20 protein-coding genes, 1 tRNA gene and 1 pseudogene are annotated in these 24,787 nt (G+C 57.9%); 10 read left to right on the top strand and 12 right to left on the bottom strand.

Translation table 11 applies throughout. The annotated features are described in order from the left end of the window. Positions 1–86: 86 nt before the first annotated feature. The 4 genes from ACWKV4_RS00110 to ACWKV4_RS00095 all read right to left on the bottom strand — a co-directional run bounded on the left by ACWKV4_RS00110 (position 87) and on the right by ACWKV4_RS00095 (position 4,895). Positions 87–1,172 carry a lipocalin-like domain-containing protein gene (locus ACWKV4_RS00110; protein WP_483833783.1) on the bottom strand — a complete coding sequence of 362 codons (1,086 nt, stop codon included), beginning with the start codon at positions 1,170–1,172 and terminating at the stop codon, positions 87–89. Next, positions 1,162–3,642, bottom strand: coding sequence for an ABC transporter permease (locus tag ACWKV4_RS00105; RefSeq protein WP_483833784.1), 2,481 nt, complete (start codon positions 3,640–3,642; stop codon positions 1,162–1,164). Before ACWKV4_RS00105 ends, ACWKV4_RS00110 begins: the two co-directional genes overlap by 11 nt. Then, positions 3,642–4,310: an ABC transporter ATP-binding protein gene (locus tag ACWKV4_RS00100; RefSeq protein ID WP_483833785.1), complete on the bottom strand. Its 669-nt coding sequence runs from the start codon at positions 4,308–4,310 to the stop codon at positions 3,642–3,644. Before ACWKV4_RS00100 ends, ACWKV4_RS00105 begins: the two co-directional genes overlap by 1 nt. 126 nt (positions 4,311–4,436) lie before the next feature. After that, entirely contained in the window at positions 4,437–4,895 is a 459-nt protein-coding gene (locus ACWKV4_RS00095; RefSeq protein WP_483833786.1) for a GNAT family N-acetyltransferase, read from the bottom strand. 117 nt (positions 4,896–5,012) lie between these two features. Here ACWKV4_RS00095 and ACWKV4_RS00090 point away from each other — a divergent pair, with 117 nt between their 5' ends. The 4 genes and pseudogenes from ACWKV4_RS00090 to ACWKV4_RS00075 all read left to right on the top strand — a co-directional run bounded on the left by ACWKV4_RS00090 (position 5,013) and on the right by ACWKV4_RS00075 (position 11,149). Beyond that, a complete protein-coding gene (locus tag ACWKV4_RS00090) occupies positions 5,013–6,095 on the top strand; it encodes a DUF1615 domain-containing protein (protein ID WP_483833787.1) in 1,083 nt (360 codons plus the stop codon). A 79-nt stretch (positions 6,096–6,174) separates the two neighbouring features. Continuing rightward, the gene (locus ACWKV4_RS00085) at positions 6,175–9,150 is read left to right on the top strand and encodes a hypothetical protein (protein WP_483833788.1); all 2,976 of its coding nucleotides are present in this window, start codon (positions 6,175–6,177) and stop codon (positions 9,148–9,150) included. A gap of 277 nt (positions 9,151–9,427) precedes the next feature. Beyond that, positions 9,428–10,018 (top strand): annotated as a pseudogene (locus ACWKV4_RS00080) (MCP four helix bundle domain-containing protein); the annotation flags it as partial. A 72-nt stretch (positions 10,019–10,090) separates the two neighbouring features. Next, positions 10,091–11,149: a methyl-accepting chemotaxis protein gene (locus tag ACWKV4_RS00075; RefSeq protein ID WP_483839540.1), complete on the top strand. Its 1,059-nt coding sequence runs from the start codon at positions 10,091–10,093 to the stop codon at positions 11,147–11,149. A 24-nt stretch (positions 11,150–11,173) separates the two neighbouring features. On the opposite strand, the gene ACWKV4_RS00070 is transcribed toward ACWKV4_RS00075, so the two are convergent. From ACWKV4_RS00070 to ACWKV4_RS00035, 8 genes are all read right to left on the bottom strand, one after another. After that, positions 11,174–11,869, bottom strand: coding sequence for a tRNA (adenine(22)-N(1))-methyltransferase (locus ACWKV4_RS00070; RefSeq protein ID WP_483833789.1), 696 nt, complete (start codon positions 11,867–11,869; stop codon positions 11,174–11,176). A gap of 13 nt (positions 11,870–11,882) precedes the next feature. Further along, positions 11,883–13,622, bottom strand: a complete 1,740-nt coding sequence (locus ACWKV4_RS00065) for a dipeptidase (protein WP_483833790.1) — start codon at positions 13,620–13,622, stop codon at positions 11,883–11,885. Between the two features lie 590 nt (positions 13,623–14,212). After that, on the bottom strand, positions 14,213–14,647 hold the full coding sequence (locus ACWKV4_RS00060; protein WP_483833791.1) for a GNAT family N-acetyltransferase: 435 nt from the start codon (positions 14,645–14,647) through the stop codon (positions 14,213–14,215). Positions 14,648–14,738: 91 nt separating this feature from the next. Next, positions 14,739–15,251 carry a P-loop nucleotide/nucleoside kinase family protein gene (locus ACWKV4_RS00055; RefSeq protein ID WP_483833792.1) on the bottom strand — a complete coding sequence of 171 codons (513 nt, stop codon included), beginning with the start codon at positions 15,249–15,251 and terminating at the stop codon, positions 14,739–14,741. Positions 15,252–15,469: 218 nt separating this feature from the next. Further along, complete coding sequence (locus tag ACWKV4_RS00050) at positions 15,470–15,793, bottom strand: DUF3077 domain-containing protein (RefSeq protein WP_483833793.1); 324 nt, start codon at positions 15,791–15,793, stop codon at positions 15,470–15,472. A gap of 309 nt (positions 15,794–16,102) precedes the next feature. After that, positions 16,103–16,369: a retron Se72 family effector protein gene (locus ACWKV4_RS00045; RefSeq protein WP_483833794.1), complete on the bottom strand. Its 267-nt coding sequence runs from the start codon at positions 16,367–16,369 to the stop codon at positions 16,103–16,105. Position 16,370: 1 nt separating this feature from the next. Continuing rightward, positions 16,371–17,552, bottom strand: coding sequence for a reverse transcriptase family protein (locus tag ACWKV4_RS00040; RefSeq protein WP_483833795.1), 1,182 nt, complete (start codon positions 17,550–17,552; stop codon positions 16,371–16,373). Positions 17,553–18,379: 827 nt separating this feature from the next. Then, a tRNA-Leu gene (locus ACWKV4_RS00035) sits at positions 18,380–18,464 on the bottom strand. A gap of 111 nt (positions 18,465–18,575) precedes the next feature. Between ACWKV4_RS00035 and queA the strand changes: the two genes are divergently transcribed. The 6 genes from queA to ACWKV4_RS00005 all read left to right on the top strand — a co-directional run bounded on the left by queA (position 18,576) and on the right by ACWKV4_RS00005 (position 24,662). Beyond that, on the top strand, positions 18,576–19,640 hold the full coding sequence (queA, locus tag ACWKV4_RS00030) for a tRNA preQ1(34) S-adenosylmethionine ribosyltransferase-isomerase QueA (RefSeq protein ID WP_483833796.1): 1,065 nt from the start codon (positions 18,576–18,578) through the stop codon (positions 19,638–19,640). A gap of 14 nt (positions 19,641–19,654) precedes the next feature. Beyond that, positions 19,655–20,776: a tRNA guanosine(34) transglycosylase Tgt gene (gene tgt / locus ACWKV4_RS00025; protein WP_483833802.1), complete on the top strand. Its 1,122-nt coding sequence runs from the start codon at positions 19,655–19,657 to the stop codon at positions 20,774–20,776. Between the two features lie 32 nt (positions 20,777–20,808). Continuing rightward, positions 20,809–21,138: a preprotein translocase subunit YajC gene (gene yajC / locus ACWKV4_RS00020; RefSeq protein WP_483833797.1), complete on the top strand. Its 330-nt coding sequence runs from the start codon at positions 20,809–20,811 to the stop codon at positions 21,136–21,138. Between the two features lie 59 nt (positions 21,139–21,197). Beyond that, complete coding sequence (secD, locus tag ACWKV4_RS00015) at positions 21,198–23,066, top strand: protein translocase subunit SecD (protein ID WP_483833798.1); 1,869 nt, start codon at positions 21,198–21,200, stop codon at positions 23,064–23,066. 10 nt (positions 23,067–23,076) lie between these two features. Then, positions 23,077–23,988 carry a protein translocase subunit SecF gene (secF, locus tag ACWKV4_RS00010; protein WP_483833799.1) on the top strand — a complete coding sequence of 304 codons (912 nt, stop codon included), beginning with the start codon at positions 23,077–23,079 and terminating at the stop codon, positions 23,986–23,988. Positions 23,989–24,113: 125 nt separating this feature from the next. Then, on the top strand, positions 24,114–24,662 hold the full coding sequence (locus ACWKV4_RS00005) for a glycine zipper 2TM domain-containing protein (protein WP_483833800.1): 549 nt from the start codon (positions 24,114–24,116) through the stop codon (positions 24,660–24,662). Positions 24,663–24,787: the final 125 nt, after the last annotated feature.

Raw genomic sequence — 24,787 nt, 5'->3', positions numbered from 1 at the left:
GAGCAACGCTCGCGAATGCGTTGGTGCAGGCAGCTGTGATAGGGCTTTGAAAACCCATTCGCCAGCTAGCGCCAACGTTTAGTTAATCAATACCCCGTCATCTCCAGATAGCCCACACCCTTATGACTGCCTGCCAATGTAATAGGCCCTTCCCAATAGGGAATACGCAGGTTCATCCAGGCGTTGGGGTTCAGGGCCGCGGCGGTGATTTCTACGCCCTTGCTGGGGATTTTCACTGACCACTGGGTAGGCATGTCATGGCCCTGCACAGTGGTGGTAGCCGTGGGCGCCAGGGTGATATCTCCTGTTGCCAGGGCCTGGGTGCTGCCGTCGGCGTTGATCCAGGTGCCTGTTAGATAAGGCGCGCCTTGCTTTTGCCGCATGCGGTACAGCATCACCTGGGCGCCGCTGTCCAGGTGAATAGAGAACCAGTCCCAGCCGGTTTGGTTGGCCGTAAGCGGCTGGCTGCTCCACTCCCGATCCAGCCAGGCAGCCCCTGTCACCGCATAGGTTTTGCCTTCCAGCGTCACGCTCCCTTTGGCCTCGAAAAACGGCTGGCTGTAGTAGTACGAGGCCTGGCCTTCTTCGGATTTTTGGCTAAAGCCCCCGGTGCCCTGTAATACCAGCGGGCGGCTGGAGGTGAGGTGTAACTGATAGCTGAACGTGGGGTCTGCCGCGTGCAGCTGCATGTCGGCCAGGGGGTTGGCGGGGCCTGGCGCACTGCGCAGGCTCCAGTCGTCGATCCAGGCGGCAAAGGGGCCAAGCGTGACACCGGCTTGCTCGATGCCACCACGGGCGTAGCGTTCAGCGGCATAGTGCCGGTCGGCGGCGGTAACCGCGGCATGGCCCATCCACAGGTTACGGTTGTTCCAGCCTTGGTCGCTGCCCGTGAAGCCAGCGGCGCGGGGCAGGGCGTTGCGGAACAGCGTCCACTGCACGCCAAAGCGCTGGCCCTTGTCATCCACCAGGTTGGCGGTGATGTACCACCACTCAATGCGATAGCCAGCGTGGGGGCCGTGGTCTTGGGGGAACTCAAACACCTTGCCTGGGGTTACCTGGGCATACTGGCTGGCGTCATCGGCCAGGCCGGCGAAGCCCTTGCCTGTGTCGGGTGGGTTGTCGCAGCCAGCGACGCCCAGCATAAGGGCCAACAGCGCAAATTTAATCTTCATTGGCAAAGGTCCTGAGCAGGTCGGCGGGCTGGGTGCGGAACAGCCGGTACAGCGGCCAGGCCGAAGCCAGCAGCGTCGCCAACAGCGCCAAGGCCATCAGCTGAAGCAACTGCAATGGAAATACCGCCAGCGGCAAGCGCCAGCCGAAAGCCTGAACGTTGATTACCGCGTCCAGGCACCAGGCCAGCAACAGCCCCAGCGGCAGCGCCAGGATCAGCGTCAATACCGCCAGCAGCCAGGTTTGTGCCAGGTTCAGCAACATCAATTGCCTGCGCGTAACACCAAGCGCCCATAGCGGCGCGAGCTGGCCGAGGCGGCTCTGGCTCTGGGTCAGCAAGCTGATAAACAACGCCACCCCGGCCACGCCCAGGGTCAGGCTGTTAAGCGCGGCGGTGGCGGCGAAGGTACGTTCGAACACCTGAGTCGACCAGCCTTTGAGCTGGGTCTGGTCGATGATATGGCTGTCCTCCAGGGCGAAGCGTTCACGCAGCTCGCTCACCAATGCGGGCACTGCTTTAGGCGCAACGCGCAGGTTGAAGCGATTAGGCACCTGCTGTGGCCAATGCGCCAAAAAGTGCTGGGCATTGACCAAGATATGCCCCTTAGGGTTGCCGTAGTCCGCATAAATGCCCACCACCTGCACTGCCCAGGGGCCGCTTGGGGTAGGTACTTGGACTTCATCGCCTACTTTCACCTTGAGGCGACGGGCAAGCTGCTCGCTAAGCATCATGGCCTGATCGTTGGCCAGCCGTTGCCACGGGTCCGAAGGGGCCGCCTCTAGCAGTGGCCAATGCTCGCGGTAGTTCGGGTGGTCGATCACGCCATAGAGTTCGGCTGGCCAGCCTTGCAGTTGTACGGATACTTCCCAGTTGGGCAGCACTGCTGTGATCGCCGGTTGCTCGCTTAGCCAGTGTTGCAAGGGCACGGCTTGCTCTGGGTTGGCAGGGTTCACATACAGCTCCGCGGTAAGGCGTTGCTCCAGCCAGTGGGTGAAGGTTTGCCGAAACCCTGAGGTCATGCTGCCCGCCCCTATATTGGCGGCCATGGCCAGTAACAGCGCCATCAGCGCCAGGCTAAGCGCGGGCAATTGTTGCCGACAGTCTGCAAGAAACCATTGGCCCAACACGGAGCGGCGGCGCCCCAGCAAGCCGTTAAGCAGCCCATTGAGCAGCACGGGCAAGCCCAACGCAGCACCCAGCAGCAGGCCAGCCATCAATACAAAGCCCATGGTCAGGCTGTTGCCCCAGAGCGCGGCGGCTACTGCGATGACGATAAACATCAGCGCTACCAAGCCCTGGCGGCGCAGCCAGCGGGCGTGGGCCTCATGCCAGGCCTGTGCATTGCCCAGGGCCAACAGCGGCAGGCGAGCGGCCCGCAGTAAACTGTTGCCACCGGCCAATAGCGCCCCGAGCAAGCTCACACCCAAGCCGCTTAGCCACCACAGCGGGCTGAGGGTAAGCTGCCCGGCGACCTCCGCCCCGTATAAACCGCGAAGGCTCGCGGCCACGTCCGGCAGCAACGCGCTGGCCAGCCAGTAACCGCTAATGACCCCAGCGATCCCGCCCAGCAGTGCCAACGCGCCCAGCTCCACCGCCAGGCAAAGGATCAGCACCCGCGCACTCACGCCACACGCGCGCAGATTGCGCAACAGGCCGCGGCGTTGCTCCAGGGCCAGGCCAATCGCCGCATGGACGATAAACAAGCCCACCACGAAGGACAGAAACCCTAAGGCGTCCAGGTTGAGGTGGAAGCTTTCGGTCAGTTTGCCAAGGTCGTTGTCCTCGCCGGTTTTCTTCATTACCAACTGATGGGCCAAAGCCTCGGGTAGCGCAGGCGCGTTCTCCGCGAAGGCCTTAGGCAGCAACAGGTGGGATACCTGGCCCGGCATATTCAACAGCTGCTGGGCAAAGCCGATATCGACCAGCACCAAGCCGGGTGCCATGTCCGCCTTTGCCTGCAACGGTGGCAACGCTTGACCTGTTTCACTCAGGGGCTGGTCGCCCTCGTGCAAGCCCAAGGCCTGCAGGGTCTGCGGTGCGATCCAGGCGCGGCCTGGGGGGGTGAAGAATTCGACAATGCCCTCAGTATCCAAGGCGTGCCCGGCCAAGGCCGTGCCATTGGGCAAGGACACCGGTTCGATGCCCATCACCTGCAAACGCTGACCAGGCTGGTTTTTAAGGACCAAGCGCCCACGCACCACTGGCGACACCGGCCAGCCCGCACGCCGCAAGTCAATGAACAGCGTCTGAGAAAACGCACCTCCCGAGACCGAGGCCAGGCTGGTTTGCGGTTCGCCGCCAATCAATTGGCTGGCCTTGGCATAGCTATCCCGCGCTTGGCTATTAAGGGCTTGTACCCCCGTAAGCAAGCTGGTGGCCAACCATAGCCCGGTGAGCACGCTGAAAAACTGCACGGGGTGCCGCCGCCAGTGGCTGATCAACGCCCGCAGCGCCCAGTAGAAAACGGCCATCAGCGCACATCACCCGTGGCGAGCTGGCCTCGATACAGTACCACCTGCCGAGACAGCCGCTCGGCCACCCGTGGGCTGTGGGTGACCATCAGCAAACTGGTGGGGCTGTCCGCCAGTAGGTCGAGCAGCAGTTGCAGCACGTCGTCACTGGTGGCCTCGTCCAGGTTGCCGGTAGGTTCATCGGCCAGCAACAGGGCAGGGCGCGAAGCCAGGGCTCTACCAATGGCCACCCGCTGCTGCTGCCCGCCAGAGAGTTGCTCAGGGTAGCGCTTGAGCAGGCCGGCCAAACCTAGCCGCTCCACCAGTTGGGCTTGCCATTCGGGGCTCAGGCGGCCTGCGAGGCGGGCTTGAAACGCCAGGTTGTCCTCAACGGTTAAGCTGCCGATCAGGTTGAACTGCTGGAACACCAAACCGACTTGTGTACGCCGCCAGTTGGCCAGTTGGCGTTCGTTCATGCGGTCCAGGCGCTGGCCTGCAACCTCGATGCTGCCGCTGTCTACGTGGTCCAGGCCAGCCACCAAATGCAGCAAGGTGCTTTTGCCACTGCCTGATTCCCCCATCAAGGCCAGGCTTTCGCCCTGGGCCATCTGCAAGTCCGCCCCTCGCAATACAGCCAGCGAGCCTTGGGCCGTGGGGTAGCTTTTGAACACAGCTTGAACGTGCAGCATCGATACTCCGCCTGATAAGGGGTCGGGCCTGAAAAATGCCAGGCGGCTCCCTGGCTATGAGTATCAGCGCGCGCTCAAGTGCCCATGGATTTGGCGCCGTGCAGGGGTAAAGAACTGAACCGGTAGTCAAAGCTTGCGGGTCATCAACCAGTGGGTACGGCCCCACGCCTGGAACTGCTCTACCTCCTGCCATCCACGCTTGGCGTAGTAACGGTGTTTTTCCTGAGTATGCAGGTACAAAAGGGTGATACCGCTGGCCTTGGCGTGCTCACAAATGCCTTCAATCAGTTGCTCCGCCAGGCCCCGTTGCCTCGCCTGTGGCGCTACAAATACACAGGCCAGCCATGGGCCGAGGTCTGGCCGGGTTGGCAGGTCGTCGACCGCCAACGCCGAGCTCCCCAGCAATTGGCCGTTTTCAAGGGCGATCAGGCATTGCCATTGGCCATCGGTTTGGCCGTCCGCGAATACCCGCTGCCAGTCCGCCAGGGGCTGGTCCACGTATTCGTAGGCGAATTGCTCATGTATCCATTGTGCGAGGGTATCGCTGTAGTGCATATGGTCGCGTAGCCAAGCGAGCTGGAGCATCAGGCCGTCCTTTGGATGAAGGCCTTATTGATAGCACGGGTGCGGTACCCCTGCACTACGCGCTGGAAAAGCGGTACGGCCGCTGTATGCTGCCCTCATACGTGAAGAGGTGATTGCTTGAGTACATTGAAACAACTGGCGCTCTGGGCCACGGTGTTGCTGGTGGCCGCCTGTAGCCAGCAGCCCCAGGCCCCGGTACTGACGCCCGAGCAAGTGCGCGCTAACCTGGAGCGCCTTTTGCCACGCTCGGCCAGCAATCGGCAAGGCTGGGCCGCGGATATCCAGACCGCTTTCGAGGCGCAGGCACTTGAGCCCACCGCCGAGAACCTGTGTTCGGTGATTGCGATCATCGAGCAGGAGTCCAATTTCCAGGCAGACCCACCCGTGCCCGGCCTGGGCCGCATCGCCCGCCAGGAAATCAACAACCGCGCCGCGCGCATGCATGTGCCAGGGTTTTTAGTCAGCGCTGCGCTGAACATCACCTCGCCTACCGACAAAACCTACGCGCAGCGGATCGCCAGCGTGCGCTCAGAGCGTGAGCTGAGCGAAGTATTCGATGATTTCATCGGCATGGTGCCGCTGGGCCAACAGCTGTTTGGCCGGCTAAACCCGGTGCATACCGGTGGCCCCATGCAAGTGGCGGTGGCCTTCGCTGAACAGAACGCTCGCACGTACCCCTACCCACGGGAAGCAACGGTGCGCCAGGACGTATTCACCCGGCGCGGCGGCGTGTATTACGGCACCCTGCACTTATTGGGTTACCCCGCGCCCTATACCGCCTCGGTGTACCGTTTCGCGGACTTTAACGCCGGGCACTACGCCAGCCGCAACGCAGCCTTCCAGGCGGCCCTGAATCGGCTGGTCAAAGCCCGCCTGACCCTGGACGGGGACCTGATCAACTACGGCGGGTCCACCCCAGGGCAAACCGAACTGGCCGTGCGCTCATTGGGCTCACGTCTGGATATGAGCGACACCGACATTCACCGGGCGCTGGCCAAGGGCGACCAATTAGCCTTCGAAGACACCGGTCTTTATAAGCGGGTGTTTGACTTGGCAGACCAGGTCGCGGGCCAGCCCGTCCCACGCGCCATCTTGCCCGGCATTACCCTCGAAAGCCCGAAGATCACCCGCCACCTGACCACCGCCTGGTTTGCCAAACGGGTGGATGAACGTCGGGCGCGGTGCGTGGCGCGAGAGTGATCAAATGCATAGTCAGGCCCAAGGAACCCAACCGGCTCTACTGCCCACTTAAGAGACTCGATCCCTGAGCGAGCATGCCGTGAAAATCCAAGGCCAGGCCCCTAGCTATTCCGATGTCCAAGCCCTTCAAAAGCACGACATTGGAAAGAAGCTTCCAACTGCAACCTATGCCCGTGATGACTACGACTTATCACGGGAGACAAGGTTGTTTGAGCGCGTCAAGCGACTTGAGCAAACCTATAGCCCAGATGACATGGAGATGTCTAGGGTCGCTCCCGGCGCATTGGCCGAACAAGCCGGCATGCATCTAACTGCGCAGCGACGTTACAATGCCAACGTAGCTCTGGACCAGGTAGGTCTTCGGAACTTTACCCAGCGTCGTGGTGCGCAGCTCAATAGCATTCCTGGTGCTCAGGCAATCGCCGCACAGTATGGGCAGTCCTTTGCCGCAGACCAAACGGATGAAAAGCCTTTCTACCCGCGTCTGAATATCGCCAACGAAGCCGAGGTGACTTACCACCGCGGGTGGCCATGGGAAGGTCTCCAGGGGCGCCTGACGAACCTTTACATTCAAAAGCACGGCCCGCTTCCTAAAGACCATGACGTGGTGTTTGCTAACAGTGTTCGCGCGGTGGACTATTTCAAGGCTTTATTTCGAGCTATCCCCCTCTCTAATCAACCACCCCTACCACCGCCCCAAATGCTAGCTCCGGGAGCGTTTGCCGTTCCCTTTCACACTGATCATAGGGAGCAAGTAGAGGATTTGCAGACATTGATCGGGGCGCGCCCTTCATCGTATCAGGCCAAGCGGGTGTTATGCGGGCGTCTTCCGCCTGTCCAACCCTTCGAGAAGGTTGATAACTATCAAGCCTTAACGCCTTTGGTGCTTTCTCAGACAAATGCACCAAGCCACAGGCTACGCCTGGCGTCAACTAAAGAGGGCACAGGGGCATTGGCTCATGCCGCTGCTGACCTAGCAGACGGTGCGGTTGGGGTACTGGTAAACAGAAAGCTGCTGGCCCGACACCGCCAGGACCCTTTACTGCATCAAGGCATTATGGGCTTGCGTGAGCAGCTGGAGAACCTATGCACTCTGCATAACGATACGCCGCGCTTCGGTAATGCGTATCGGGCCATGATGGAGGAATTGCACGTAATACTCGCCCAAACAAAGCCCTATTCTTTACAGGACTTTAAAGATGGCGCATTGCGGCAATTGCATACCCGCATGGCCCCGGCACTGCTGGCTAAACTGAAAGCCCCTGATGTGCATTTAGCGACGTCAGGCATGAATGCTATTTTGCAAGGGCTTGAAGTGGCAAAAATAGCGACCGGTGATACCAGCTTTGCACCCCTGAGCACCGAGGCTCATGGTCAGACTCCGCTTTATTACGAGGTCGATGACTTACTCGCCTTTACGGGCCGGAAATCCTCCCCAAATAGCAAAACGCTATTGGCTACGCTCAACAATAGCGTGCCTGAGCCTCCTGGGCACCATCAACCCTGGGGGGTGCAGGCTGTTGTCGATGCAACCCGGGCCAAGGTAAGTACCCACGTAGCCGGTGAAGCGCCTTTCACGTTAGTACTGGATACAACCTTGGAGCACCGAGGAGACTTGAAAAAGCTTACCGATGAATTGCAGCACGAGTTGGTTGCTGGGAAGCTACAAATTGTGGTGTGCAAAAGTTACCAAAAGTTTGCGAACCTCTGCAGTGCGAAAGTCATGGCGGGCGGAGTCTTTATAATCGGTGCTGAAACTCCAACACGGGAGGCCGCCGATCTACACTTAAAGACGGTAGAAAAAGACCTGGACTGGATGTCTAATGACGAATCGCAGTTAATGACTCATTTAATACAGGCAGGCCACCAGGAATTCAACCTGTTAGACCGAGCGGTGGCCAACGCCAAGTTTGTCCATGACACCTGTTTTACAGGCCAGGGGGAGCATGCCGGCCTCGACGGTTATCATCCGGGCCTGCCATTCGCAATGCTCTCGGGGCACAAGGCTCATGATGGGTTCGATTACCCATCACTCATCCTTCGTGACGATCAAGGTGAGTCTGAAAGCTTCGAGTACGGGCCAACCAGAAATATAGACATAGACCGGGCTCGGTCACGGGCTTCCTTTGCTTTCAGTGAAACCACGGTGTCGGGTATACCCGATCTTCCGGGTTACGATCCGTATATGATACGAGTAGCCTTCGGACAAGAAAGTAAAGCTGAACTCACTGAAATGTTTTACATGACCAGCCGGATGATGCTCGATGATAGCCTAACTGGCCCAGATGATGTCGAGGCTCATATCAAGGAGCTGGTACAGGCCGCACTAACACCTGAGCAACAACAGGCAACAGCGAAAAAACCACTTGCTTATAAACTGGCAATGGTGGGTGCTAATGAGGCTGGCTCTTTGAGTGATAAGCTGCGTACGGACGGCAGCGTAAGTGAAATGCGCAAAGCGCTTGAGTCCCAGAATGGGCAACGCGGGTTCACACTCAATAAAGTGGTTTCGGTAATCAGCCATTTAGGCCATGTGACGCTCGATAACGGCTTAATGAGCATGCTAGCTGAAGGCCCAGATCGTTTGGTTGTCGATCAGCTGTTAGCGGGCTTGATCAGTTCCAATATGCCGGGTGTTTCTCGCGTGGGCCGGGAAGCGGTGGCACGCTTTCACGCTGCTTTATGTGAGGCCGATATGCAGTCCGACGACCCATCACGGCGCCAGCAGGGCGTTGATCGATTGATCGAAGGGCTGTCACGTATGCGATTGACGCACGTGCGTGGTACTTTCGTGGGGCTCGTGCCTGATGCCTTGTTCGAGGCCCAGCCCCCCAATACGCGAGAACGGTTACTCGACTTGCTCGTTCAGCCCGTGTTAGTGGAGGGGCGTCTTGCAATGATTCAGAACCAGATTGCCAAAAAGCAATTCAGCTTTGCTGAGGCTTGCTTGGATAGGCTAGAGCGACAAAACGCTGGCCGTAATCCAAGGGTAAACGCGTTCGTGCAACAACACCGCACAGTTTTGCAGCAATTCAATGCGCCTAAGCCACGTTAGGTCCTAATGCGCAATGGTAGGCGCCCCCTCCGTTGCCTGAAGCGGCCAAATGCCTAACCAAGGGGTGTGGGAGCACACCCCCTTTTTTGTAAAGTGCAGACTAACGTCTGCCTTGCGTCCGTTTGTCTACTCACCTCTACCGCGCGCATCCTCCATTCATCTAAACCCCGCAACCGCCGATAACAGCTCAATCGTGGCTGCGCACGGTTGTGCCTATAGCCCAGGCCTATGAAGGCCCTATGTTTTCTAAATTAGGCAAAAACAATGCCGGCCACGTATGGTCTGTTTCAATAAGAGTGATATCGCATTGATATCAGCCGTCCTTAAGCCTTTACCGGCACACCTGCGAGCTAAACGTATGAAAACCCCGGTTTCATTAGCCACACGCATAGGCCTTAGCTTCGCCGCTGTGCTGGCCCTCCTTGTTGTTATTACAGCCATCGGCATCCAGCGGGTGGGGTTTATCGACTCGACGCTTAGCGATGTGAGCCAGAATGCCGCCAAGGTACAGCGCTATGCCATTAACTTCCGAGGCAGCGTGCACAACCGTGCCATTGCCATTCGTGATGCGGTATTGGTGACTAACCCTCAAGACCTGGACGCTCATCTGGCGGAAGTGGCCACCCTCGAAAAAGACTACGTAGACTCGGCCCAGCCTATGGACCAACTCTTCGCCGGCACCCGCGTGACCACAGAGGAGCGTCAGCTGCTGAGCGCCATCAAGGACATTGAGCAGAAGACATTGAAGTCCACCCAGGCGCTGATCGCTATGCGTCGTGCCGGTGATATTCCTGGTTCCCAAGCCCTGTTGCTGCAACAAACCTCTGGGGATTACAGCGAGTGGCTCAAGCGCATCAACGCCCTGATCGACTACGAAGAGGCGTCCATCAAGGGCAAGCTAGGCGCTGTGCAAACCACTGCCGGCCAGTTCAGTACTTTGATGCTGGTGGCGACCGGCGTCGCGCTGCTGTTGAGCATTTTGTTGTCGGTCGTGATTATTCGGTTCGTTAAATCCACGCTGGGCGCCGAGCCTACCGAGGTTGCCCGGGCGATCGAGCGGCTGGCGGCGGGTGACCTGCACCAGAACATCACCACCCAGTACCCCAACAGCGTGATGGGCGTACTGAAAACCGCCCTCAGCCATTTGGCCGATACCATCAAGCAGGTGCGCCTGGCCGCTCAAGAGGTCAACCAGTCTTCCACTCAGCTGTCGGCGACCTCGTCCGCCAACAATGACCAGATCAGCCTGCAAACCCGTGAGGCCGAGCAGGTAGCCACGGCGATCACTCAGATGGCCGCCACGGTCAGTGAGGTGTCGGGTTATGCCGCTCAGGCGGCCGATGCCTCTCGCCTGGCGGATATCGAAGTGGAAAGCGGTAACCGCCTGGTGGCCAGCACCACCTCGGCGATCGAACAACTGGCGGTGACCTTGGAGCAAACCACCGGCACCGTGGACCAAGTGTCCAAGCACAGTGAGAAGATCGAGACGGTGATCGAAGTGATCAATTCCATCGCCTCCCAGACCAACCTGCTGGCCCTGAACGCGGCCATTGAAGCTGCCAGGGCAGGGGAGCACGGCCGTGGCTTTGCGGTGGTGGCCGATGAGGTGCGCTCGCTGGCCAACCGCACGCAGCAGTCGACCCAGGAGATACGCGACATGATCAGTACCCTGCAATCGGGTACCGAGGCCGCCGCGCAAACGATGCGTAACAGTTGCGACCTGGTAAGCCAGACCGTGACTAAAACCCGCAGCGCCCAAGACGCCTTGGCCAAGATCAGCGAACAGGTAGGGGCGATCAACCATATGAACGCGCAGATCGCCAGCGCCTCCGTGCAGCAAAACGCGGTAGCCGAGGACGTGGCCCAGAACATCAACCGCATTCACGGCTCTACGGTTGCATCGGCCAGTGGTTCGCGGCAAGTGGCAACGGCCAGCAAGGCCCTGACACAACTGGCCGACCGCTTGAACGAAAAAGTCGCCTTCTTCGGCGCGGCCTGAAGCTGCTGAGTACCAGGCCCAGGCTTAGCCTAGTAATTCGGTAATCCACCGAACCTGGGTGGTCAGGGCCTGCTCGATGGGCGCCGCCACAGGCTGCTCGGCCTGGGCAAAACCGGCCAGGGTTTTGCGCTTGAGGTGCAGAAGCCGTTGCCACTTGGCGAGAAAGAGCGGCGTGCGGGCCTGCAACTGCAAGGGGCCGAAGTACAGCTCCTGATCGGTATAACGCACGGGCGCTCCGTGCTCGGCCACGATGATTTCGTAGTAAAAGCGGTTTTCCCGTAACAGGTGCTCGTCGACAATGCGGTAACCCTGCGCCATCAACCAGTGGCGCAAGGGTTGCTCCCCGCCGTTGGGTTGCAACACCAGCCGCTCCTGGCCACTCAAGCGCGCCTTACCGGTGCTGAGAATGTCCCGAATCGTTTCGCCGCCCATGCCGCACAGGCTCACCGTGGTGACCCCATCCCCAGGCTTGATTGCCTCCAAGCCATTGGCCAGGCGCACGGTGATGCGCCCCTCCAAGCCGTTCTCACGCACCGTACGTTCGGCGGCCTGGAAAGGGGTGAGCGCCACTTCACCCGCGACGGCTGCCTCGATAGCGCCTCTGCGCACCAGCGCCACCGGCAAGTAGGCGTGGTCCGAACCGATGTCGGCCAGGCGCGCACCTGCTGGCACACGCGCCGCCACCTGCTCTAGCCGCAGGGATAACCTGTGCTCGTTCAACCGCAAGGTTCCCTTATAGCTTGGGTAACTGCCCGATACGCCCCATCATCTCCGTGACGATTTGCAGGTCCAGCAAAAATTGCGTTTGGGTCTTGAACTCGTTGTCGGTGTGCCCGGTGTATTTCTCATCAGGCTTGGCCAAACCAAATTGCACGCCGTTAGGCAGTTTGTGCACCGAGGTAGCGCCAGCGGAGGTGCCGAACGTGTGGGGCATGCTCAGGTTTTCAGTGGCCACGGCCAGCAAGGCCTTGACCCACTCACCCTCGGGGTTGCGGTACATCGGGTCGGAAATCGAGTACTCGAATCTCGGCGTGATATGGCTGGTTGTGCTCCAGGCGCTGAGCTTCTCGGCGATGTCCGCCTTGAGCGCGGCTGGGGCTTTGCCCTTGGGCACGCGCAGGTTTACCGCGAGCTTGAAGGTGTTGTCATCCCCACCCACCAAGGTCGGCGAAGCAGTCAGCGGGCCCATAAAATCATCGGCAAAACCAATCTTCAGCTGCTTGCCCAGGTAATCCAGGCCCCAGTTGGCCGTGGCGTATTGGGCCGCATCGGTGATGTGGTTGTGCTTAAGTGGCACTTGGCCTTCGAGGCTATGAATAAAGCCCAGCATCCGAGCCACGGGGTTAACGCCGCTTTCCGGTTCGGAAGAATGGGCGGATACGCCTGTTACCGTAAGTTTCACGCCCTTGCCATCCATAGCCGCGGCGATCTGGAAGTTACCACCATTGGCTTTGACATAGGCTTGGCCGGCCTTCTGCAAGGTGGCCGCCAGTTCAGCAGGGTTATCCGTAATCAGAGTTGCCACCGAAGCCGAAGGGATCTGGTTAGTGGCCTTGCCCCCGGTCATGGACGTGATTTCTGCCCCTTCACCTTCACCGGCGCGTTTAGCAAAGCTGGCCATTACCGTACCGCTGCCTTTTTCCGCGATCACCACGGGGTAACTGCCATCGAGCGCCAGGTTGTAGGCAGGCACAGGGTTACGTTCGAAGTAATACGCAATGGCGTCGCCAGAGGTTTCCTCGGTAGTGTCGATCAGCAGCTTGAGGTTACGTGCCAGCGGCAGGTGCTCCTCTTTGATCACCTTCATTGCGTACATCGCCACCACGATGCCGTTCTTGTCATCCTCGGTGCCACGGCCATACATCCGGTCACCCACCAGGGTTACCCTGAACGGGTCCAGCGCCGTACCGTCGGGCAGCTTCCAGTTTTCTGGAGTCACCGGCACAACGTCGGCGTGGGCATGAATACCCACTATTTCCTTGCCCGCGCCCTCCAGGCTGATTTCGTACACGCGGTTATCCACGTTGCGAAAATTCAGGTTGAAGGCCTTAGCCAACGCCTCAAGCGTGTTGCCAACCTTCACGAATTCCGGATTGTCATGCTGGGCCAGGCCCTCCACTTGGAAGGTGGGTATCTCCACTAGCTCACGCAGGGTTTCCAGCGCGGCAGTGCCGTACTTTGCCCGCGTATACAGGCCTAACAGGCGGTACACCTCATTATGCTGCTCGGCGGTCAACGGCTTATTGCCCAAGAAGTGGTCAATGGCCGGGCCAAGCTTCGCGGTTTTGGCAATGTCGGTGTTCGCCAGGTTACCGAGAAACTCACGGAAGTTAGCAGCAGGCGCGCCGTTGAGGCTTTTAAGCAGGGTGGTGCTTTGTTCTGCGGTGATGTTTGCCTGGGCGGTAGTGGTGAAAGAGGCGAGGGCAGCGAGCACCAACGTGGCGGCAGCCAGGCGCTTAAACGGGGCATTCATAAGGCAGGACAATCCTTGGCAAGTGGTTTGGAAGGCATCTTATTGAGCGTGGATCCGCGTCAGGCTAACACTGGCTGGGGATTATGCGAAACCGCCTACAGCCGTTGTAGGAGCGAGCGCCAGCTCGCGAACCGGGCCCCCACCAACAGATACGGCTAAGGTATTCGTATCGGCGGGGCAGGCCTCAGCCTCACCGTGCCACACTGTATTAAGTGTTGCAGGCAAGTTCTGCTGCAGGCGAAACGTTGTTGAAATCTTTAATCGGCCAAACTTAGTGCAGGTTTTCTTAAGTGTTTCAAGAAAATCTTGACTTCTGGCAGCTGCGCTCATTTTTTATTGAGCCATACGTACTCACATTGCGTTTACCTTCAAACAAATCTGCTACCTCTGCGTTCCAGGAGTCCAATACAGCTTCATTAAAGGTGCGCCCCTTTAAGCCACCTATTCGTGGCTTAGTGGGTGAGTGTTTATCCATAACCTCTACGAACGGCGGTGATTGCTTGTCGTTGGCTGTGAGCATATCGAGCCCTACAATACGGTCTTTATTTAGTTGTGCTGAACGAGTCTTGGCGGCATCGCTGCCTGGTGCCCTACGCATCCTCATTCCCCGAACGCGTAATGGAAAAGTGGTCGATATCATCGCGCAACCGCCACCCATGCTTCGCCCAGTAACCAGCGGCGGCCTGATTGGTTTTGAACACGTCCAAGTGGCACTTCTCGATACCCAGCGCTTCCAGGCTTTGCAAACACTGGTCCACCAGCTGCCCTGCGATGCCCTGGCGGCGATGATCCGGGCTGACGATCACATGCTGCAAATAGCCCCGGCGCCCGTCGTGGCCACACATGGCACAGCCCTGAATCATACCGTCGACTTCGGCTACAAAACTCAAGCCGGGGTTGCGTTCCAGGTACCTCAAGGTAGCAGCACGGGAATCGGCATCGCGCACGGACACGCCTGGCGTATTGGCCATTAAGTGCATCACGGCATCGTAATCAGCGATGGTCATAGGGCGGAGGGTGTGCATAGAGGCGTTTCTCGAGTGTGGCTTAAGTAGGCACGCTATCAGAAAGCAGGTGGTGGTGGCTTGAGTGCCAGGCAGCGGAGCAGGTGTATCGCTAGCGACCACAATTGCTATCTAGTAGCCCGATGATCAACTTCACGGCTTCTGCTACGGGCACTAACGCCGTATCGATACGAAAAGGAGCGCCCTCCCAGGGTTCATACTCATGGCCTAACACAGATGCCCAAGTAGGCGGCGTTAACCCAGAGATATCCGCCTGCCGGGTTTCTACCCGCCGCCGATGTTCCTGTGAGTCTGTGCAAACCACGTGGACGTTGAGCAATGCAACGCCCGCGCGCTCGGCGGTGGCCTGCCAGGCCTCCCGGCTTTCACGCACCGGGTTCACGCAATCGGCAATTACCCTGCTACCCAGCTGCAGGTTGCTAAGCGCAAGCTCATTGGCCACGCTATAACCGCTGCGGCCCACGTCGCCTTGGAGCACGCCCGAACCCCGAATGGCCTGTTCGATCGTATCGATCCGCAGGTACACCGCGCCGGTGCTCAAGGCGAGTTCGCGGGCAATGGTGGTTTTTCCGGTGCCGGGCAGGCCGCTGAAGACGATAAGCATTGGTGGGCCTTGGTTGGGGAGAGTCTTCAAGACGATGAACTGTAGGAAACGCCTTGTACCTTATTGCGCAAGCGGTGGTTACATAGCCATAGCAGCCGGTCTGGCTACTACGCTCGCCATTCTTCCATGTAAGCGCGAGCGCACGCTCGCGAAAATTCCGCGTTGGTCAGCAAAGACGCAATGTTCGCCAGCTCTGCTGGTCCCTACCGCACGCGTGCTTAAGTTCCAGCATGTGCCATAGCTGCAGCATCACCGTGAGTACCAATAGGGGGATACAACGCCTCATGGTGCAGCGCATCGACGATAGCTTTGGAGCTTTCCAAGGCATGCAACATCAGCCAGGCCTGTGCATCCTTTAGCGGCGCCCCTAGTGCAGCGTCGAGCAGCAGCTCACGGATTTCCGCAAGCAGGTCGGATGCCTTGCTGAGTGCCAGGGCTGCGTCAACATTCGGCGTGACATGGAAAAGATGGAGAGAGGCGTGGGCTGGGCCGATTGGACTGAAGGTTGAATGGCCGGTAACTAATCGATCTAAATCGGGCATGGGCGTAGCTCCTATTGTTGAAGCGGTCACGGATCGTCGCCAAACGATAGGGTGGCCGCTGTACGCAGGTTGGCGAACCGGGACAATAGGAACCCGGCAGACACGAATGTCTCCCGCGCACAGCCGCCATAACTCGGATCAGCAGCCACAAAAAAGCGCCTGCAATCGAAATGGGGGCGCTAGTGCGCCTATTGTGCTCGGGTCGCCAAACCCGGTCGCTGAATTGGCAGCGACTTAAGAAGAGTACTCGTGCAAACAAAAAACCGCAAGCGTTGCGTCTAGAAGTAGAAGATGGATGCTAAGGCTCTATTAAGCAATGCTATCCGGTAAAGAGGAGATGATGCGTTCTGCTGTAGATTCGCTCCTCGCAATTTCTCTCGCCCTGAGGCCTTTTGGTTGTTTTTCAATTATAAAAGAGACTTGATCTCCTATATTTATGTCCCTGTCAACATCACCAATGTCGTCATAAAAGAAGAATACGTCTTTCCCTTTTGCTCTTCTGATGAATCCGTAGCCTTTGAAAGGATCAAACGTAGTAACAAACCCTGTATGTATAGCGTGCTCGACGTTCGTCATGCTATCCCCACATATCAGCTTTAGTCGGTGCCTTTGAAAACCTCGCTCTCAAAGCTTTTTTATAACGGCGTGCAGTTTTTCTATCGGTTCTGGTTAGTATTCCAAGACAATACATCACTCTGTTGAAAGAGTTTAGTACCCCAATTCTATTATGTTGAATGATCGGTTTCCGCATTAGCTTCTGAGCTTCTATTAAAATGCTGGATTTTCTCTGATCATCGTAATTAGGCAGTATTTTGGAGAGGCGCGACCTAAGTAAGCTGGATTGAGGGTGCTCAAAGCGAGCCAGTTTTGCGACTTGCCCAGAAACCCTATTCCAGAGCGCGTGATACTCGTCAGAGGTATTGGACTTTATATATTCGTTTTCGCATATGTATACTAACTGACGGATGTGGCGTCTCTCTGTTTTTCTTAGTTTAGGTACCCCATGCCCTACCCATACTCCAGTTACCTTGTATTCAGCAGAAAGATCTGACGAAGATTCTTGTTTTGTTTTTTTATCATTTAGGCGTAGGTTGTGCTTTCTAAATACGGCGACAACTTCCCTTATTATTGCTGTGCTTGTCTCTGGGGTAAGCGAGCGTCTAGAACTAATGGTAACGTCATCGAGTAAACGGGTGTATGAAAGCCCTCGGCTTCTCATCTTGCTGACTAGCGTGTACTCAGAGTTAAAAAAAACTAGGTTGGCAATATAGCTGGATGTGCAGGCGCCCTGGGGGACTCTTCCAGTTCTAGTAACTAATTTTGTCAAAAGGGATGAGATGTCTTCCGGGAATTTAAATAAGTATAAAAATATCGGTTTTACACTGCTATCCCGAATATTGTTGTAAAAATCTTTTATATCTATACCAATAAGGTGTGAGGAGCCTGCATGAATATTGCTGTTTGCTACGTAATCCCTCGGCGATATTGCGTCTTTTATTCCTCCTTGTAGATAGCTAGGATAGACGACCTTTTCAAAAATTCTAGAGTTTATGCGTTTCTGCAAGCGCTTCAATTCGAATTTAGGGTCATAAACTATTCGCTCTTTTCCGGATTTGGAAAAGACTGTAAATTCCGTATAGGAATTAGCCGTGTCTTCGGAAATGTCTATCAGCAGTTGCGGAGGAACGCCTAGGCATTTTGCTAGTGCTTCAAGGTTTCCGATGGGTAGATGCGGATAGTACGGCTTGTCCTTCGCCATGATTTACTCAATTAGCAAAAAAGTTAAGAGTCAGTTAGCTATTGTCACTCCCAGTCAAGACCGAAAGTAAACCACGGATAACCCAACCTAAAACAGCTGAAACAGTCAGTTTTTTTACAGTTGCTCTTAAGTCAATTCCTTTCGTTACGAGCCTGTCTCCAGATTTCGTACGAATGCTCTTGTTTTTCTTAGTCACGTAAATTACTACATGCATTTTATACATGGTCTTTCTCCTTGAATGAACACCACGAAATTGTGGTGTTGGCCAGACCAAAGAGATAAACAGCAAGGAATAAATTTATTGACTTAAGAGGACTCTTAGCTTTTACGCCAGACAACCCTCGCAAGCGCAAATCGGGATCGCGCACCCGGTGCGCGGCGATTCGCGCAGGGCAACCGAGGGGCCGGTAATGATCTCTGACGAGATCGCCAAAAAGGCTTCGATTTCCTTGCATACGTGACTTTAAAGAGCGGAACAGGCGTGATTCACCTGCAGAGCCGACTCTAGGATAGGATCCTTTAATTGTCAACTATGTCAGTGCAAATTTTTGAGCTTACCTGTTGGTATACCTGCTGCAGAATAGGTGCTGACCATTCTCGTGGATGAGATCGTCTAGATATGACGGGTTCTGCAACCGCTGCCGTAGGATGCACATCTGTAGACTCGGCTACTGACCTGGGACGCAGCAAACAAAATATGAACGTTAGGGTAAAGCTGGCGTTTCAAAGGATGACATTTATGAGTCCGAACCCCAAACACAAAAAAACCGGCCCAACTGGCCGGTTTTTTTCGCGCTTCCGGTAGAAGGAACCGCGTTACTGCTATTTGGTGCCCCGAGGGAGACTCGAACTCCCACTCCTTTCGAAAACGGATTTTGAATCCGCCGCGTCTACCAATTCCGCCATCAGGGCTTGATGGGCGCGAAGTATAGAGAGGGTTTGACCGTTGGTCAATCAGCTTTCATGGTCAAATTTGCATATTTCGGCTAAGCTTCCTGGCCCTGCTGATCCCCCGTGCCCAAGATGCGTGTCGTTGATTTCTCCTTTGACCTCCCTGATGCCCTGATTGCCCGTCATCCCTTGACCGAGCGCCGTGCCAGCCGTTTGCTGGTGCTCGACGGCCCAACCGGTGAGCTGGCCCATCGGCAGTTTGCCGACGTGTTGGATTACCTGCGCCCAGGCGACCTGATGGTGTTCAACAACACCCGGGTGATTCCCGCGCGGCTGTTTGGTCAGAAGGCCAGCGGCGGCAAGCTGGAAATCCTGGTGGAACGGGTGGTGGGCAGCCATTCGGTGTTGGCCCATGTGCGCGCCAGCAAGGCGCCCAAGCCTGGCACCACGCTGTTGATCGACGGCGGTGGCCAAGCGCAGATGGTTGCACGGCACGATACCTTGTTCGAGCTGCGGTTCGACGAACCGGTATTGCCTTTGCTGGAGCGGGTGGGGCATATGCCGCTGCCTCCTTATATAGACCGGCCTGACGACAGCGCGGACCGCGAGCGTTATCAAACCGTCTATGCCCAGCACGCTGGCGCGGTGGCGGCACCAACCGCTGGGCTGCATTTCGATGAGCCCTTGTTGGAGGCCATTCGTGCCAAGGGTGTGGATACGGCCTTTGTAACGCTGCATGTAGGCGCGGGCACTTTCCAGCCGGTGCGGGTGGAGCGGATCGAAGACCACAGCATGCATAAAGAGTGGCTCGAAGTGAGCGCCGAGGTGGTAAGCGCAGTGGCGGCGTGCAAGGCCAGGGGAGGGCGGGTGATCGCCGTGGGCACCACCAGCGTGCGCTCTCTAGAAAGCGCGGCCCGCGATGGCGAGCTCAACCCCTTTAGTGGCGACACGGATATCTTCCTGTACCCCGGGCGGCCCTTCCATGTGGTCGATGCCCTGGTCACCAATTTCCATTTGCCCGAATCCACGCTGTTGATGCTGGTTTCGGCCTTTGCCGGTTACGCCCACACCATGGCGGCCTACGCGGCGGCCATTGCCGAACAGTACCGCTTCTTCAGTTACGGTGATGCCATGTTCATCACCCGCAATCCGGCGCCAGAAGGTCCACAGGGCAGCGCCGCCGAGGATCGAGCATGAGTCGTACCTGCCGTATGCAATTCGAGTTGCTGGCCACCGATGGCAAGGCCCGCCGTGGCCGCCTGACCTTCCCCCGTGGCACCGTGGAAACCCCGGCGTTCATGCCGGTTGGCACCTACGGCACGGTCAAGGGCATGCTGCCCCGGGACATCGAAGCCACGGGCGCGGAGATCATTCTGGGCAACACCTTCCACCTGTGGCTGCGCCCAGGCATGGAGGTGATCAAGGCCCACGGCGGTTTGCACGATTTCACCCAGTGGAAGGGCCCGATCCTCACTGACTCGGGCGGCTTTCAGGTGTTCAGCCTGGGCGCGATGCGCAAAATCAAAGAAGAGGGCGTGACCTTCGCCTCGCCGGTGGATGGCTCAAAGGTGTTCATGGGCCCGGAAGAGTCCATGCAGGTGCAGCGCGACCTGGGCTCGGACATCGTGATGATCTTCGATGAATGCACGCCGTACCCGGCCACCCATGATGTGGCCCGAGCGTCCATGGAGCTGTCCTTGCGCTGGGCGCAGCGTTCCAAAGAGGCCCATGGGGATAACACCGCGGCGCTGTTCGGGATCGTACAGGGCGGTATGCACGAAGACCTGCGCATGCGCTCTTTAGAGGGCCTGGACAAGATCGGCTTCGATGGCTTGGCCATCGGCGGATTGTCGGTGGGCGAGCCCAAGGACGAAATGATCAAGGTGCTGGATTACCTGCCTGGCCACTTGCCGGTAGACAAACCTCGTTACCTTATGGGAGTTGGCAAACCCGAAGACCTCGTTGAGGGTGTGCGCCGAGGCGTGGACATGTTCGACTGCGTGATGCCTACCCGCAACGCGCGTAACGGCCATTTGTTCATCGACACCGGCGTGCTGAAGATCCGTAACGCGGTTCATCGCCACGACAATTCCTCGCTGGACCCAACCTGCGATTGCTACACCTGCAAGAATTTCTCCCGCGCTTACCTCCATCACTTGGACAAGTGCGGCGAAATGCTCAGCAGCATGCTCAATACCATCCATAACTTGCGCCACTATCAGCGCCTGATGGCTGGTTTGCGCGAGGCAATCCAACAGGGTAAATTGGCCGCCTTTGTCGACGCCTTCTATGCCCGGCGCGGGTTGCCCGTGCCGCCTTTGCATCCCCTTTAATAATTGACGAAACACGTCGAATGGAGCGCTGAATGAGCTTTCTGATCCCCGCCGCCTACGCGGATGCTGCACCCGCTGGCCCTGCCGGTACCGGTTTCGAATGGATTTTCCTGGTCGGCTTCCTGGTGATCTTCTATTTCATGATCTGGCGCCCACAGGCCAAGCGCGCCAAGGAGCAGAAGAACCTGCTCGGCGGGCTGCAGAAGGGCGACGAAGTGGTCACCACCGGCGGTATCGTGGGCAAGATCACCAAGGTTAGTGATGACTTCCTGGTACTGGAAGTGTCCGATACCGTCGAACTGAAATTCCAGAAGGGTGCGATTGCCGCCACCCTGCCCAAGGGCACGCTCAAAGCGATCTGATCTAAGTCTTCTACCTCGGCGGGGCGCGCAACGCGCTCCGCGTTTGAACGGGCGGCGTGATGCTGAACAAATACCCTTTGTGGAAATACATCCTGATCGTGGCGGTACTCGCGGTCGGCTTTATCTATTCCGCACCCAACCTGTACCCGGACGATCCGGCCATCCAAGTGTCCGGTGCCAGCACCGCGCTGCAAGTAGGCCAGGGCGACTTGGACAAAGCCACCAAGGCCTTGAGCGACGCCGGCATTCAGGTGAAGGCCGCAAGCCTCACCGGTAATGGCAAGGGCGGCTTGCTGCGCCTAACCCGCCAGGAAGATCAACTCCCCGCCAAGGACGTGGTCCGCAAGGCCATGGGTGATGATTACGTGGTGGCGGTGAACCTGGCGCGGACCACGCCCCAGTGGCTGCGCAACCTCGGCGCGAGCCCCATGAAGCTGGGCCTGGACTTGTCTGGTGGTGTGCACTTCCTGCTGGAAGTGGACATGGACAAAGCCCTCGACGCCCGTATGAAAGTGTACGAAGGCGAAGTGAAGACCTTGCTGCGCAAGGAGAAAGTGCGCTACCGCAGCCTGCCTCAGCAGGAGGGCGGCATCATGCTGGGCTTTAGCGACGACGCGACCCGCGAGCAGGCCCGTGGCCTGATCCGCAAGAATTTCACCGACTTCGACCTGACCGATACCGCGCGTAACGAGCTGGCGGTGCTGCGCCTGGCGCTGACCCAGGCCAAGGTGTCGGAAATCCGCGACTACGCCATCAAGCAGAACCTCACCACTGTGCGTAACCGGGTGAACGAGCTGGGCGTGGCCGAGCCTCTGGTGCAGCGTCAGGGCGCCAACCGTATCGTGGTCGAGCTGCCCGGCGTGCAGGACACCGCCGAGGCCAAGCGTATTCTGGGTAAAACCGCGAACCTCGAATTCCGCTTGGCCGCGGGCCCCGATGACACTCGTGCTACCACCGAGCAATTCGAGTTCCGCGAAGGCAACCGCCCGCTGGCGGCGGTCGAGCGTGGCTTGATCATCACCGGTGACCAGGTGACCGACGCTCAGGCCAGCTACGACGAACACGGCCGGCCCCAGGTGAACATTCGCCTCGACGGCCATGGCGGCGACCTGATGAACCGCGCCACCCGCAGCAACGTGGGCCGTGGCATGGCGGTGATCTTCATCGAGCAAAAGCCCACCACCAAGTACGTGAAGCAGACGGTGGACGGTGTGGAAAAAGAGGTAGCGGTGCCTACCTTCACCGAAGAGAAGAAGATCATCAGCCTGGCGACCATTCAGTCGCCGCTGGGCAGCCAGTTCCGTATTACCGGCCTGGATGGCCAGGGTGAGTCCTCCGAACTGGCACTGCTGTTGCGTGCCGGTGGCCTGGCCGCCCCCATGTACTTCGCCGAAGAACGCACCATCGGCCCAAGCCTGGGTGCGGACAACATCACCAAAGGCATTCACGCGTCCTTATGGGGCATGCTGTTCGTGTCGTTGTTCATCATCGCCATCTACCGCTTCTTCGGCGTGATCGCCACGGTGGCCTTGGCCTTCAACATGGTGATGCTGCTGGCGCTGATGTCCCTGCTGGGCGCAACCCTTACCTTGCCAGGTATTGCCGGTATCGTGCTGACCATGGGCATGGCGGTGGACGCCAACGTCCTGATCTTCTCGCGTATCCGTGAGGAAATCGCCGCGGGCATGAGTGTGCAGCGGGCCATCCACGAGGGCTTCAACCGTGCCTACACCGCGATCATCGACGCCAACCTGACCAGCTTGCTGGTGGGCGCGATCCTGTTCGCCATGGGTACCGGCCCGGTGAAAGGCTTTGCCGTAACCATGTCCCTCGGGATCTTTACTTCGATGTTCACTGCCATCATGGTAACCCGCGCGATGATCAACCTGATCTACGGCGGCCGTGACGTCAAGAAGCTGTGGATTTGAGGCCACTGCCATGAAAAAGACCATCAACTTCATGGGCGTGCGCAATCTTGCGTTCGCTATCACGCTGTTCCTGACCTTGCTGGCGCTGTTCAGCTGGTTCTACAAAGGCCTTAACTTCGGCCTGGACTTCACCGGCGGTACGCTCATTGAGCTGACCTACGAAAAGCCCGTAGAGCTGGCGGGCCTGCGCCAGGAACTGGCAGGTGCTGGTTATCACGAAGCCATCGTGCAAAGCTTTGGGGCGGCTACCGATGTACTGGTGCGCATGCCTGGCGAAGACCCAAAGCTGGGTACCGAGGTGGCCAACGCCTTGCGCGAGGTGAGCGGGGATAACCCGGCCACCGTCAAGCGGGTCGAGTTCGTAGGGCCGCAAGTGGGCGAAGAGCTGCGCGACCAGGGCGGCCTGGGCATGCTGCTGGCGCTGGGCGGGGTGCTGCTATACCTGGCCTTCCGCTTCCAGTGGAAGTTCGCCGTAGGCGCTATCGTGTCGCTGATTCACGACGTGGTAGTGACCCTGGGCATCCTGTCGTTCTTCCAGATCACGTTCGACCTGACCGTGCTGGCCGCGGTACTGGCCATCATCGGTTACTCGCTCAACGACACCATCGTGGTGTTCGACCGGGTGCGTGAAAACTTCCGGGTCATGCGTAAGACCTCGTTGATTGAAAACATCAACGTGTCTACCACCCAAACCCTGCTGCGGACCATTGCTACCTCGGTGTCCACCTTGCTCGCCATTGGCGCGCTGCTGCTGTTCGGTGGCGACAATCTGTTCGGCTTCTCGCTAGCCTTGTTCATCGGTGTAATGGCAGGTACCTATTCCTCTATCTACATTGCCAACGTGGTGTTGATCTGGCTGAACCTGAGCAGCGAAGACCTGATCCCCCCGGTTACCAAGGATACGGTCGACGATCGCCCCTGAGTCACTCGCGCCCCAAGCGGTGCAAGCCCTTGAGAGCCGGTGAAAGGTTGAACTTTCACCGGCTTTTTTGCTCCAAGGCTGGGCATAGCGCGAGGCTCTGTACACCTCGCCATCAGGAGGTTCTCGTGAATAAATCGTTGCTGGTTGGTGCGGTGTTGGGTGCTGTCGGCGTAACCGCCGGGGGTGCTGTTGCTACCTACAGCCTCGTTAATAACAAGGCACCGGAATACGCTCAAGTATTGGCGGCCGAGCCTGTCAATCAACAGATCAAAACGCCTCGTGAAGTGTGCAAGGACGTCACCGTGACCCATCAGCGGCCGGTACAGGACCAGCACCAGATCGTAGGTAGCGTATTGGGCGCGGTGGCCGGTGGCCTGTTGGGTAACCAGGTCGGTGGTGGCCATGGCAAGAAGCTGGCCACCGTGGCGGGCGCGGTAGGCGGTGGTTATGCCGGCAACAAGGTGCAAGAGCACATGCAATCAGGCGATACCTACACCACGACTCAAACCCGTTGCAGCACGGTCAATGACGTCAGCGACAAGCTGGTGGGCTATAACGTGAAGTATCAGCTTAATGGCCAAGTTGGCCAGGTGCGCATGGACCACAACCCCGGCGCGCAAATCCCGCTGAACAAAGAAGGGCAATTGGTGCTGACCCAGGCACCGGCGCAATAATGATCCGTTTCGCCAGCTTTGCTGGCTCCTACATTCAACGTAACTTTTTGAACTGCGCCCCAAATGTTGGACACCTATCCAACCTTATGGGGCGTTTTTCATGGGTAAGTACTCAAAAGACTTCA

This window comes from Pseudomonas artemisiae (assembly GCF_057128685.1).
The sequence above is the reverse complement of the archived record's forward strand: the minus strand, read 5'-3'. Positions and strand labels throughout refer to the sequence as shown.

Bases quoted from the DNA above. Each gene is read 5' to 3' on its own strand.
- ACWKV4_RS00040 (WP_483833795.1), bottom strand. From the start codon at position 17,552: ATGGCGAAGGACAAGCCGTACTATCCGCATCTACCCATCGGAAACCTT.
- ACWKV4_RS00065 (WP_483833790.1), bottom strand. From the start codon at position 13,622: ATGAATGCCCCGTTTAAGCGCCTGGCTGCCGCCACGTTGGTGCTCGCT.
- ACWKV4_RS00100 (WP_483833785.1), bottom strand. From the start codon at position 4,310: ATGCTGCACGTTCAAGCTGTGTTCAAAAGCTACCCCACGGCCCAAGGC.
- ACWKV4_RS00055 (WP_483833792.1), bottom strand. From the start codon at position 15,251: ATGCTTATCGTCTTCAGCGGCCTGCCCGGCACCGGAAAAACCACCATT.
- queA (WP_483833796.1), top strand. From the start codon at position 18,576: ATGCGTGTCGTTGATTTCTCCTTTGACCTCCCTGATGCCCTGATTGCC.
- ACWKV4_RS00095 (WP_483833786.1), bottom strand. From the start codon at position 4,895: ATGCTCCAGCTCGCTTGGCTACGCGACCATATGCACTACAGCGATACC.
- ACWKV4_RS00045 (WP_483833794.1), bottom strand. From the start codon at position 16,369: ATGACGAACGTCGAGCACGCTATACATACAGGGTTTGTTACTACGTTT.
- secF (WP_483833799.1), top strand. From the start codon at position 23,077: ATGAAAAAGACCATCAACTTCATGGGCGTGCGCAATCTTGCGTTCGCT.
- tgt (WP_483833802.1), top strand. From the start codon at position 19,655: ATGCAATTCGAGTTGCTGGCCACCGATGGCAAGGCCCGCCGTGGCCGC.
- yajC (WP_483833797.1), top strand. From the start codon at position 20,809: ATGAGCTTTCTGATCCCCGCCGCCTACGCGGATGCTGCACCCGCTGGC.
- ACWKV4_RS00050 (WP_483833793.1), bottom strand. From the start codon at position 15,793: ATGCCCGATTTAGATCGATTAGTTACCGGCCATTCAACCTTCAGTCCA.
- ACWKV4_RS00105 (WP_483833784.1), bottom strand. From the start codon at position 3,642: ATGGCCGTTTTCTACTGGGCGCTGCGGGCGTTGATCAGCCACTGGCGG.
- ACWKV4_RS00110 (WP_483833783.1), bottom strand. From the start codon at position 1,172: ATGAAGATTAAATTTGCGCTGTTGGCCCTTATGCTGGGCGTCGCTGGC.
- secD (WP_483833798.1), top strand. From the start codon at position 21,198: ATGCTGAACAAATACCCTTTGTGGAAATACATCCTGATCGTGGCGGTA.
- ACWKV4_RS00060 (WP_483833791.1), bottom strand. From the start codon at position 14,647: ATGCACACCCTCCGCCCTATGACCATCGCTGATTACGATGCCGTGATG.
- ACWKV4_RS00075 (WP_483839540.1), top strand. From the start codon at position 10,091: ATGCTGGTGGCGACCGGCGTCGCGCTGCTGTTGAGCATTTTGTTGTCG.